General features: G+C 40.1%; 11 protein-coding genes and 1 riboswitch. Of the genes, 1 reads left to right on the top strand and 10 read right to left on the bottom strand.

Annotation, left to right across the window (positions count from 1 at the left end):
- Positions 1-137 precede the first annotated feature (137 nt).
- From sdhB to AAHB15_RS13480, 3 genes are read right to left on the bottom strand one after another with little or no spacing between them, the layout of a single operon-like run.
- Entirely contained in the window at positions 138-902 is a 765-nt protein-coding gene (gene sdhB, locus AAHB15_RS13470) for a succinate dehydrogenase iron-sulfur subunit (protein WP_342042604.1), read from the bottom strand.
- Between the two features lie 21 nt (positions 903-923).
- On the bottom strand, positions 924-2,675 hold the full coding sequence (sdhA, locus tag AAHB15_RS13475) for a succinate dehydrogenase flavoprotein subunit (RefSeq protein ID WP_098526907.1): 1,752 nt from the start codon (positions 2,673-2,675) through the stop codon (positions 924-926).
- Positions 2,676-2,727: 52 nt separating this feature from the next.
- Entirely contained in the window at positions 2,728-3,339 is a 612-nt protein-coding gene (locus tag AAHB15_RS13480; RefSeq protein ID WP_335571912.1) for a succinate dehydrogenase cytochrome b558 subunit, read from the bottom strand.
- Positions 3,340-3,765: 426 nt separating this feature from the next.
- On the opposite strand from AAHB15_RS13480, the gene AAHB15_RS13485 reads away from it, so the two are divergent.
- Positions 3,766-4,245 carry a YslB family protein gene (locus tag AAHB15_RS13485; RefSeq protein ID WP_335571913.1) on the top strand — a complete coding sequence of 160 codons (480 nt, stop codon included), beginning with the start codon at positions 3,766-3,768 and terminating at the stop codon, positions 4,243-4,245.
- Between the two features lie 131 nt (positions 4,246-4,376).
- Here AAHB15_RS13485 and AAHB15_RS13490 read toward each other — a convergent pair whose 3' ends face one another.
- The 7 genes from AAHB15_RS13490 to AAHB15_RS13520 all read right to left on the bottom strand — a co-directional run bounded on the left by AAHB15_RS13490 (position 4,377) and on the right by AAHB15_RS13520 (position 11,817).
- Positions 4,377-5,597 carry an aspartate kinase gene (locus AAHB15_RS13490; RefSeq protein ID WP_342042605.1) on the bottom strand — a complete coding sequence of 407 codons (1,221 nt, stop codon included), beginning with the start codon at positions 5,595-5,597 and terminating at the stop codon, positions 4,377-4,379.
- Positions 5,598-5,712: 115 nt separating this feature from the next.
- A riboswitch (Lysine riboswitch) is annotated at positions 5,713-5,890 on the bottom strand.
- A gap of 66 nt (positions 5,891-5,956) precedes the next feature.
- Positions 5,957-7,729, bottom strand: coding sequence for an excinuclease ABC subunit UvrC (gene uvrC / locus AAHB15_RS13495; RefSeq protein WP_342042606.1), 1,773 nt, complete (start codon positions 7,727-7,729; stop codon positions 5,957-5,959).
- Positions 7,730-8,016: 287 nt separating this feature from the next.
- Complete coding sequence (trxA, locus tag AAHB15_RS13500; protein ID WP_098526902.1) at positions 8,017-8,331, bottom strand: thioredoxin; 315 nt, start codon at positions 8,329-8,331, stop codon at positions 8,017-8,019.
- Between the two features lie 207 nt (positions 8,332-8,538).
- Complete coding sequence (locus AAHB15_RS13505; protein WP_342042607.1) at positions 8,539-9,516, bottom strand: electron transfer flavoprotein subunit alpha/FixB family protein; 978 nt, start codon at positions 9,514-9,516, stop codon at positions 8,539-8,541.
- Positions 9,517-9,555: 39 nt separating this feature from the next.
- A complete protein-coding gene (locus AAHB15_RS13510; protein WP_342042608.1) occupies positions 9,556-10,329 on the bottom strand; it encodes an electron transfer flavoprotein subunit beta/FixA family protein in 774 nt (257 codons plus the stop codon).
- Positions 10,330-10,436: 107 nt separating this feature from the next.
- The gene (locus tag AAHB15_RS13515; RefSeq protein WP_335571918.1) at positions 10,437-11,210 is read right to left on the bottom strand and encodes an enoyl-CoA hydratase; all 774 of its coding nucleotides are present in this window, start codon (positions 11,208-11,210) and stop codon (positions 10,437-10,439) included.
- A 22-nt stretch (positions 11,211-11,232) separates the two neighbouring features.
- Positions 11,233-11,817, bottom strand: a complete 585-nt coding sequence (locus tag AAHB15_RS13520; protein ID WP_098526898.1) for a TetR/AcrR family transcriptional regulator — start codon at positions 11,815-11,817, stop codon at positions 11,233-11,235.
- Between the last annotated feature and the right edge of the window lie 148 nt (positions 11,818-11,965).

Here is an 11,965-nt window from a genome sequence, read left to right on the forward strand (position 1 = left end):
AATACCTGCCTTTTACTAGGTCATTTGTTCAAGTATATCAAAAAGTGACAAGAATGGACTAATGAAACTTCTGCTTTTTATAAAACAAAACCTTCTTTCCTAAACAGAAAAGAAGGTCTCTTAGATTCAATATAATTTTAGTTACCGCTGTCGCTTCCGAAGAAGTTTCTAAAGGCTTGCATGGTTGCAGCTCGGTTAACCGCTGCAATAGAAGTAGTAATTGGAATTCCCTTTGGACAAGCTTGTACGCAGTTTTGAGAATTACCGCAGCCCTGCATACCGCCATCCTCCATAAAAGCATTTAAACGTTCAGCCGCGTTCATTTCGCCTGTTGGATGAGCGTTGAATAAACGAACTTGGTTAAATACAGCTGGTCCCATGAAGTTTGTTTTACTATTCACATTTGGACAAGCTTCTAAACATACACCGCAGGTCATACACTTAGAAAGTTCATATGCCCACTGACGTTTTCTCTCCGGCATCCGAGGCCCAGGTCCTAAATCATAAGTTCCATCAATTGGAATCCATGCTTTTACCTTTTTCAACGAATCAAACATTCTGCTTCGGTCAACTGAAAGGTCACGGACAACAGGGAAGGTTTTCATTGGCGCTAGGCGAATTGGCTGCTCTAATTGATCAACCAATGCCGAACAAGATTGACGAGGCTTCCCGTTAATAACCATTGAACATGCACCGCAAACCTCTTCAAGGCAGTTCATTTCCCAAGTGACTGGAGTAGTCGTTTTCCCTTGTGCATTTACTGGATTTTTACGTATTTCCATCAATGCCGAAATAACGTTCATATTCGGACGGTATGGAATTTCGAATGTCTCCTCATAAGGAGCAGCATCTGGGCTATCTTGACGAGTAATGATAAATGTTACGTTTTTATTTTCAGACATGCTTCCCTACTCCCCTTTCTATTAATGTTTTGTTGTGTAATCGCGCTTCCTTGGCTTAATTAACGAAACGTCGATCTCTTCGTAATGGAAAGCTGGAGCAGTTTTAGAATCAACGAATTTAGCCATCGTCGTTTTCATAAATTCCTCATCATTCCGCTCAGGGAAATCAGGTTTATAATGAGCACCACGGCTCTCATTCCGGTTATAAGCACCGATCGTAATAACACGGGCCAATTGCAGCATGTTCTGTAATTGTCTTGTGAAAGCTGCCCCTTGGTTGCTCCATTTCGATGTATCATTGATATTAATGTTTTGATAACGCTCCAATAGTTCTTGAATCTTTTCATCTGTTTTTAACAGGTTGTCATTATAACGGACAACGGTTACGTTATCAGTCATCCATTCACCAAGTTCTTTATGAAGTACATAAGCATTTTCAGTACCATCTAAAGACATAACATTATTCCATTTTTCTTCCTGTTCTTTCACATGACGGTCAAATACAGTAGAAGAAATGGCATCTGAACTCTTTTCAAGTCCTTCGATATATTTAACAACATTTGGTCCTGCCACCATTCCGCCGTAAACAGCTGATAACAAGGAGTTTGCACCAAGACGGTTTGCACCGTGCTGTGAATAGTCACACTCACCAGCAGCAAATAAACCTTTAATGCTTGTCATTTGATCATAATCAACCCATAGTCCACCCATTGAGTAGTGAACCGCAGGGAAAATTTTCATTGGTACTTTACGTGGGTTATCACCCATGAATTTTTCATAAATCTCGATAATACCACCAAGTTTTACGTCCAATTCATGCGGATCCTTGTGAGAAAGATCAAGGAATACCATGTTTTCACCATTAATTCCAAGCTTTTGACGAACACATACATCAAAGATTTCACGTGTTGCAATATCACGTGGTACAAGGTTTCCGTAGGCAGGATATTTTTCCTCCAAGAAGTACCAAGGTTTTCCGTCTTTATATGTCCAAATACGACCGCCTTCACCACGTGCAGATTCGCTCATTAAACGCAGCTTATCATCACCAGGAATAGCAGTTGGATGGATTTGGATCATTTCACCATTTGCATAGTAAGCGCCTTGCTGATACACGATCGATGCAGCTGAACCTGTGTTAATTACGGAGTTGGTTGACTTTCCAAAAATAATCCCAGGGCCTCCAGTTGCCATGATGACAGCATCAGCAGCAAATGATTTGATCTCCATTGTTTTTAAGTTTTGGCAGACAACCCCGCGGCACACCTCCTCATCATCTAGAACCGCACCAAGGAATTCCCAGCCTTCATATTTAGTAACCAAGCCATCCACTTCATGGCGGCGAACCTGTTCATCAAGTGCATAAAGAAGCTGTTGCCCAGTTGTTGCTCCGGCAAATGCTGTCCGGTGATGCTGTGTTCCGCCAAAACGGCGAAAATCTAGTAAACCTTCAGGTGTACGGTTAAACATAACACCCATCCGGTCAAAAAGATTAATGATTCCAGGTGCCGCATCACACATCGCTTTAACAGGCGGCTGATTCGCTAAGAAATCTCCGCCATAAATGGTATCGTCAAAGTGAATCCACGGAGAATCCCCTTCACCTTTTGTATTTACTGCTCCATTAATACCGCCTTGGGCACAAACAGAGTGAGAACGTTTAACCGGAACTAGCGAAAAAAGCTCTACCGGTGTTCCTGATTCTGCCACTTTGATAGTAGCCATTAAGCCTGCAAGGCCGCCGCCGACTACAATCACTTTACCTTTACCCATTCGTGACTCACTCCTTTAATCCAAAATACAATTTTTTCCGACTTATAATCTATTAAGATACAAATGCAATTAATGTTTGAATACTAATTAATGAAAGAATAACAAACACACCGATTGTCACGTAAGTAGTAATACGTTGTGAACGTGGTGATACCGTAATACCCCAGCTTACTAAGAATGACCATAAACCATTGGCAAAGTGAAAAATTGCTGAAAGAATTCCTACTAAATAGAAACCAAACATAAATGGTGATGATAGAATATTGTGCATCATGTCATAGTTGACTTCAGTCCCTAATGCAGCTGCCACACGTGTTTGCCATACATGCCATGCAATAAAGATCAATGTAATGACGCCTGTGATACGCTGAAGTAAGTACATCCAGTTTCTGAAAGTACCAAATCTATTAACATTACTATTTGCTGTAAAAGCAATATAAAGTCCATAGATTGCATGATATAACAACGGTAAATAAATAATTACTGTTTCGAGGACAATCTTGAAAGGAAGACTTCCCATAAAGTTTGAAGCCTTATTAAAAGATTCAGGTCCCCCTGTTACAAAATGGTTGACGATTAAGTGCTGCGTCAGGAATACTCCGATCGGAATAACTCCTAGTAATGAGTGCAATCTGCGATTAACAAACTCACGATTACCCGCCATTATTTTTACCCCCCTTTTAGTTTTAAAAAGTGCTTTTTTACTGTAACCTTTTTATATTTCCTTACAAATCCTTAATTGTCATCACTGTGACAATTATGTGACATGTTCATTTTACTCCCATCATTTAAGAGCGTCAAGAAAACGGATACAGATTCTTTAGCAAAAATAGAAAATTTTTAAAATATATTGATATTGTAATAGACCTTTATAACAGTTGAGTTTTATAGCCCTTTGTTATGTAATACAACAATATTCTTCAATCAATTTCCAACATCTAACTGTTAGAAATTATATTTAATAGGAAATAATAATTATGATGAAAAATAGGATTAAATATTGCGCGATAATTTGTTTATTACAAATAAAACGGTACTGAAATCCGCCTCAAATTGTATATAATAGAATGATAGAAAGAGGGGAAGCATATTGAAAGAAAGTACTGTTGTCGATGTAAGTTTGAACACAGATGAAAATATAGCTGAACAGACAGCTGAACCACGCACCGTATCGATATTCGGATATGAATTAATTAGGGAAATCCTTCTGCCCGAGATTCTTGGCAAGGATACACAGGAAATATTATATTGGGCAGGCAAACGGCTGGCGCGGAAATACCCATTAGCTGATTTTGATGAGGTTGTTACCTTTTTTCATAATGCCTCATGGGGCCAGCTGGAAATTAGAAAAGAAACAAAAAACGAGATTGAGATTGAACTGGTGAGCCCAATACTTGTTTCACGGGTAAAATCAAAGGCCGAGCATTTCTTTCAGCTTGAAGCAGGCTTTCTCGCACAGCAAATGGAGCTTCAAAAGGAAGTCGCCGCTGAAGCCTTCGAACATCCCATCAAAAAAGGAAACAAAGTACAATTCACCGTCAAATGGGACATTAAAGACTACATCAAGTAAATTCAGGTCCCCTATCAAATTATTCTATAACGGTGATAAAAATGGTGTCAGCATACCTTTCGGTGCCTGACACCATTTTTATTATTTTTATTATTCTTATCATTTTTATTATTTTTACTATCTATACAATCTTATTGTTGTTGACCTAGTTCGAATGCTGCATGCAGGGCTTCAACTGCTTTTAGCATATTTTTTTCTTCTACTACGGCTGATACTTTGATTTCGGAGGTGCTGACCATTTTAATTTGGACATCATTTTCAGCGAGAACCTTAAACATCTTCGCTGCGACACCTGGATTGGAAATCATTCCTGAACCGACAATCGAAACCTTAGCTAATTTATTTTCTGCATCGAGCTGTTCATAGCCAAGTTCCGCTTTATTATCTTCAAGTACCTTCACTGTTTCTAATAGATCATTCGTGTGGATCGAGAATGACAGATTAGCACTTCCAGCTTCGGTTGTACTTTGAATAATAATATCTACGTTAAGATGATTCTGGGCTAAAGTGGTGAAAATTGTTGATAGACTTGTAAGCGAGTTAGTCAAACCTAATACGGTAACTCTTGTAATTTCGTCCTCAAATGCCACACCGCGTACCACTAGATTTTGTTCCATTGTTGCTTCCTCCTCAATAACTGTTCCTTCTTCTTTTTCCATGCTAGATCTGACAACAAGCTGTACTTTATAGTTTTTCGCAAACTCGACTGCTCTTGGATGAAGCACACCTGCGCCTAAATTGGCTAACTCAAGCATTTCATCATAGGAAACGGATAATAGTTTCCTAGCATCTTTTACATATCTTGGGTCTGTCGTAAACACGCCTGTTACATCTGTATAAATATCACATTTATCAGCTTTTAGTGCTGCTGCTAAAGCAACTGCGGTTGTATCTGAACCGCCGCGGCCTAATGTCGTAATTTCGCCATCCTCGGTAACACCTTGGAAACCCGCGACGATGACAACCTTTCCAGTAGAAACTTGAGCTTGAATTGCCTCAGGATTGATTTTCGCAATGCGGGCATTACCATGAACAGGTTCAGTAACGATTCCTGCCTGCCAGCCTGTGAAGGAAACTGCCTCAAGCCCTTGTTGTTGTAAAGCCATGGAAAGTAATGCAATGGTCACCTGCTCGCCTGTAGACAAGAGCATATCCATTTCTCGTTTGCTAGGCTCTTTCGTTATATCCTTGGCCAGGCTTACAAGCTGGTCCGTTGACTTTCCCATCGCAGAAACAACGACAACGACATCATTGCCCTTCTCTTTCTCCTCTCTTACACATGCTGCAACATTTAAAATTCTTTCAACACTTCCAACAGAAGTGCCGCCAAATTTTTGAACAACTAAACCCATCCTTTTTCCCCTACTTTCCATTTTGCTGTAACTAGTATGCTAGTAAAATAAAAAAAAGCAATGAGAAGGGCATCTCATTGCTTTTTGAACACGAAAAAAAATTCCTGTACAAACAACGTAAGATAGCTCTCCAAGACACCGTCTTGACAATTCTGGATTTCTTCAATACAGAACCAGCAAAAAAAGGATATGAGTCCTTCTTCACTTCGGCGAACCTTCCCTTTCATGATTCTTCATTGAAGCTCATCCTTCTCAGAATCATTACTATTGAATTTCGCACCTCTACCTTCACTTTAGTACGATAAAGTGACTGATTAAATTTTTATCATTATAGCATGTTCATTATTTTATGACAATAATTATGAACGAAGTTTTTCGATTAATTCTTCTGCCACATTTGTCGGAATACCAAGTGCAGTAAATTCCTCCAGTGTAGCTTCCTTCATTTTTTTCACTGAACCAAATTGCTTTAATAATAATTTTTTTCGCTTTTCACCAATTCCCGGGATATCGTCGAGTAATGATTGAAAAGCACTTTTCCCGCGGATTTGCCGGTGGAAAGTAATCGCAAAACGGTGGACTTCATCCTGAATTCGCTGCAGCAAATAAAACTCTTGGCTATTCCGTGCTAATGGGACAACTTCGAGCGGATTTCCATAGAGAAGCTGTGAAGTGCGGTGCTTCTCATCCTTCACTAGACCTGAAAGCGGGATATCTAAACCAAGTTCATTTTCTAGAACATCCCGTACGGCTTCAATATGTCCTTTACCGCCATCAATAATAATTAAATCCGGCAGCGGAAGATTTTCTTTTAGGGCTCTCGAATATCGTCTCCTAGTGACTTCCCGCATGGATTCATAATCATCCGGACCTTTTACCGATTTTATTTTATATTTTCGATATTCGCGTTTGTTCGCTTTTCCATCTGTAAAAACAACCATCGCTGATACGGGGTCCGTCCCTTGAATATTGGAGTTATCAAATGACTCTATTCGGTGCGGGGTATAAATCCCGAGGAGCTCTCCCAAATTTTCAACGGCCTTAATCGTTCTTTCCTCATCTTTTTCAATGAGAGAAAATTTTTCCTTTAAGGCGATATTGGCATTTTTAATCGCCATTTTAACCAGGTCCTTTTTGGCCCCTCTTTGTGGCTGCAGGACCTTTACTTCCAGCAGCTGCTCTGCCAAATGAAGATCGACCTCATCTTGGATAAGGATCTCTTTTGGCTTAAAATGACTTGCTTTTGTATAGAATTGACCAAGGAATGTTAAGATTTCTTCCTCAGGTTCATTATAGATTGGGAACATCGAGACGTCCCGCTCAATCAACTTACCTTGACGGACAAAAAAGACTTGAACACACATCCAGCCCTTGTCGACTGCATATCCAAACACATCACGGTCTGTAAAATCGGTCATCGTGATTTTTTGCTTTTCCATAATGGTCTCAATGTGGACAATTTTATCTCGGAACTCCTTAGCTCGTTCAAAATCCAGTTCTTCAGCCGCCGTAGTCATTTTTTCCGTTAGCTCATTTTTAATTTCTTTATAGCCGCCATTTAAAAAACGGGTGATTTCATCCGTCATTTGTTTATATTGGTCTTCACTTACTTCATTTACACAAGGTGCCAGGCACTGTCCTAAATGGTAGTACAAGCAGACCCGATCAGGAAGGGTAGAGCACTTACGCAGCGGATAAATTCGGTCGAGCAGCTTTTTTGTTTCGTTTGCCGCTCCGACATTTGGATAGGGCCCAAAGTATTTCCCTTTATCCTTTTTTACTTTTCTCGTAATAATTAATTTCGGATGTCTTTCCGCTGTTAATTTGATAAACGGATAGGTTTTGTCATCCTTCAGCATGATGTTATATTTTGGGTCGTATTTCTTGATCAGGTTTAATTCAAGTAGAAGCGCTTCTATATTTGAAGAGGTAACAATATATTCAAAGTCTTCAATTTCATTGACAAGTCTTAATGTTTTCCCATCGTGAGAACCGTTAAAATAAGAACGAACACGGTTCTTTAACACTTTCGCTTTCCCCACATATATAATCGTTCCCTGACGGTCTTTCATTAAGTAGCAGCCAGGCTGATCAGGCAGCAGGGTCAATTTTTGCTTAATAATTTCATTCATTCCGGCCACTCCTCCGTCTTTTCTATCATATCTTATAAATTCTAATGCAAAGTTACGATAAAGGGAAGTAGGAGACTTCTGTAAAAAAAGAAAAGCGGAAGCGCCTTGTTTAGGGGCGCAAGGCTACAGACGAGTCGGCTAGAAGGCTGTTCTTTAGCCTACTTGACGGATTGACTTATGACCCCGAGCCCCTAGGCGCTATAGCTGGACAATTCTCAAAGTTATATTTCATTTTTTAAAAAATAAGAACCTCAGGCCTAAGAGCTTGAGGTTCTTACTTTTTTAACTTATACGTGCTTATCTAGTACGCTTGCTAATGCATCTTTAGGTTGGAAGCCGACAACTTTATCAACCACTTCGCCGTTTTTTAATACCAACAATGTTGGAATGCTCATAACACCAAAGTTAGCAGCAGTTTGTGGGTTTTCATCTACATCAAGCTTAGTGATTTTTACTTTTTCGCCCATTTCTGCGTCAAGTTCTTCAAGAACTGGAGCAATCATTTTACAAGGTCCGCACCATGGTGCCCAGAAATCTACGAGCACAAGACCTGAACCTGTTTCAGCAGAAAAATTTTGATCTGTTACGTGTGAAATAGCCATTTATATTGACCTCCTTAAAATACTGGAATACTACGGAAAGTATATCATTTGTTTGTCATATCACGCTAATAATATGTCTCGCAAATAATTTTCCCTTTTTTACTGTAAGTATTCTATTCATAACCAAGTAAAAAAGCGAGCCATACACCGCCCGCTTTTTAGTATTGACCTGCATTTCCGTTCGTAAACCGGCCAAGCTCTAGTTTATTACGAATGAACTTTTAGTTTTTTAAATTCTTCTGTTAACAGTGGCACGACTTCGAATAAATCACCAACAATCCCGTAATCAGCTACTTTAAAAATGTTAGCTTCTGGGTCTTTGTTAATCGCTACAATGACCTTGGAATTGGACATTCCTGCTAAGTGCTGAATCGCACCGGAAATACCGCAGGCAATATATAAATCTGGTGTAACTACCTTACCGGTCTGGCCTATTTGCAAGGAGTAATCACAATAGTCAGCATCACAGGCGCCACGAGAAGCCCCGACAGCTCCTCCTAATACATTTGCTAATTCCTTTAATGGCGCAAATCCTTCACCACTTTTTACGCCGCGTCCTCCAGAGACTACGACCTTTGCTTCACTTAAATCTACACCCTCACTTGCTTTTCTTACCACCTCTTTGATAATGGCTCGAAGGTCCTTGATATCAACAGACAGTGAAGTGACCTCACCTGTTCTGCTTTCATCCTTTACGGATGGTGCAATATTATTCGGACGGACAGTGGCAAAGATCAGCCCATCAGTCACAATTTTCTTTTCAAATGCTTTTCCGGAGTAAATTGGTCTAGTAAACACAATATTTCCGCCTGCCGCATCAACAGCCGTAGCGTCAGAAACAAGACCGGAAGAAAGTTTACCAGCAATACGCGGCGCTAAATCTTTACCTAAGGACGTATGCCCTAACACTAATCCTTCCGGTTTTTCTTGGTCAATGACTGCTAATAAGGCCTGCGCAAAACCATCAGATGTATATTGCTTTAATTTCCCGTCCTCTACAACGACAACGCGGTCTGCTCCATATTGAATCAGCTCAGCACCTAAAGCGCTTACAGATTCGCCGACTAAAACTCCAACAACTTCTCCGCCCTCTGCGACTGTTTTCGCTGCGGCAATTGCTTCGAAAGAAACATTACGTAATGATCCGTCACGAACTTCTCCTAGTACCAATACTTTTCTTGACATTCGATTACCCTCCTGAAAGACAATTTTTATGTGAATGGATTAGATTACTTTCGCTTCTGTATGAAGAAGATGAACAAGCTCTTTCACTTGATCATTTAAATCGCCTGCTAAAACCTTGCCAGCTTCTTTTTTAGGCGGCAAGTAAATTTCAATTGTTTTTGTTTTGGCTTCAACTTCGTCTTCCTCAAGATCGAGATCATCTAACTCTAATTCTTCAAGCGGCTTTTTCTTTGCCTTCATGATACCTGGCAGCGAAGGGTAGCGTGGCTCGTTTAGGCCTTGCTGTGCTGTTACTAAAAGCGGCAGGCTCGTTTCAATTATTTCTGAATCTCCCTCAACATCACGAGTTACTGTTACCTTTGCCCCATCAATTTCTAACTTTGTAATGGTTGTAACATATGGAATGTTAAGCAGTTCGGCCACACGCGGACCAACTTGGCCGGAGCCCCCATCAATAGCCACATTTCCTCCTAGAATTAAATCGGCATTTTTAGCTTTCAAGTATTCGGCTAGAATTTTCGCAGTGGTAAATTGGTCCCCATTTTCTACATCATCTTCGATATTAATTAGAACGGCCTTGTCTGCACCCATCGCAAGAGCAGTGCGTAATTGCTTTTCAGCTTCCTCATTTCCAACTGAAATAACAGTCACTTCGCCGCCATTGGCATCGCGGACTTGAATCGCTTCTTCAATGGCATATTCATCATATGGATTGATAATGAATTCTGCACCGTCCTCATTAATCTTGCCTCCAGAAATGGTAATCTTCTCCTCCGTATCAAAGGTTCTTTTCATTAATACATAAATGTTCATGGTTTCCCTCCTAGTAAATTTCAAACATTAATTTAGTTCGAAAGATTGAGAAAATACTTCGCAAAAAAATTTATTGGAACTTCTGGACAGATGCCTGCCGTTAGAAGTTATGCCCCTTTAAAACTAGGCTCTCTCTTTTCAAGAAATGCCTGGATTCCTTCTTTTGCATCCTCTGATACAAATACTTCACCAAATAATTCAGCTTCCCTTTTGGCTCCTTCGTAGAATTCCTCTGTTTTAGCATAATTCAATAATTCTATGGCTGCTTGAATGGAACCAGGACTTTTCTTAGCAATCTTGCCTGCCAATTTATAAGCTTCATCTAACAGCTGACTTTCAGGGAAGGCACGGTTTGCTAAACCATATTCAACCGCCTCTAGACCGGAAATAGGTTCAGAAGTAAACAGCATTTCCGCAGCCCTTGCAACACCGATGTATTTAGGCAAACGCTGTGTACCCGCAAAACCAGGGATTAACCCAAGCTGAAGCTCAGGCAGACCAAGTTTGGCATTTTCACTTACATAACGGATATGACAGGCCATCGCCAATTCAAGTCCACCACCTAGAGCTGCACCATGGATGGCTGCAATAATTGGTTTTGGGAATTTTTCCATCCGATCGAATAAATCTTGCCCAAACTTGCCAAGGTTCGCAAATCCTACTGATGAAGTCACAGTCGTAAATTCCTTAATATCGGCTCCTGCTGAAAAAAATCGGCCTTCTCCGTGAATGACAATAACCCCAATCTCACGGTTTGGCTCGATTTCATCAAGAACTGCAGATAATTCTCTTAACAGACCCGATGAAAGTGCATTTGCTGGCGGACGCTCGATGGTAATTGTGGCAATCCGATCCTGATATGACCATTTTAAGTATTCCAATGCAACTCCCCCTTTTCATTCCTTACCTTTTTCCACAGCCATCGATCAACAGTCGATGAACTGGAGATGCCAAGGCCAGTAAATCATATTTCTCCTCGTTCATCACCCATGATGTAACTGTTTCATCAATTGTCCCGAAGATCATTTGCCGGGCTAGGCGAACATCAAGATCACTTGAGAACTCCCCTGTTTCTTTTCCTTCTAAAATGATTTTTTCGATGACCTGTAAATATCCTTTAAGAACCGCATTAATTCTTAGCCGCAATTCTTTATTGGATTGACGTAACTCCAGCTGGGTAACTATTGCCATATGGTGATCATCCGATAGAAGTTGGAAATGGGTTTCAATCATCATTAATAACTTCTCTTCTGCCGTCACTTTTCCTGCTATTTTTTCTTCTATTTTTTCCACGAATTCGCCCATTTTTTCTTCAAAGAGAGAGATAAGGATGTCTTCTTTGTTTTTAAAATATAGATAAATGGTGCCATCTGCCACCCCTGCCTGCTTTGCAATTTTGGAAACTTGGGCTTGATGGTACCCATTTTCAGCGATAACGATTACCGCTGCATCTATAATTTGCATATATTTCGGTTTGTTCTTTTTCACAATGTCCACCCTCTTGAAGAAGTCTTTCTTGTATTCTTTACAAACAAAAAGAAATTATGAATGAATCATCATTCATAATTTTATAATAGAATTTAAATTAGCTGCTGTCAAGAAAAACTGACCACTTCATCGTAATATAAAATAGTGT

This window comes from Bacillus sp. OTU2372 (genome assembly GCF_038440275.1).
In the GTDB taxonomy this organism is placed as follows: Bacteria; Bacillota; Bacilli; order Bacillales; family Cytobacillaceae; genus Neobacillus; species Neobacillus bataviensis_B.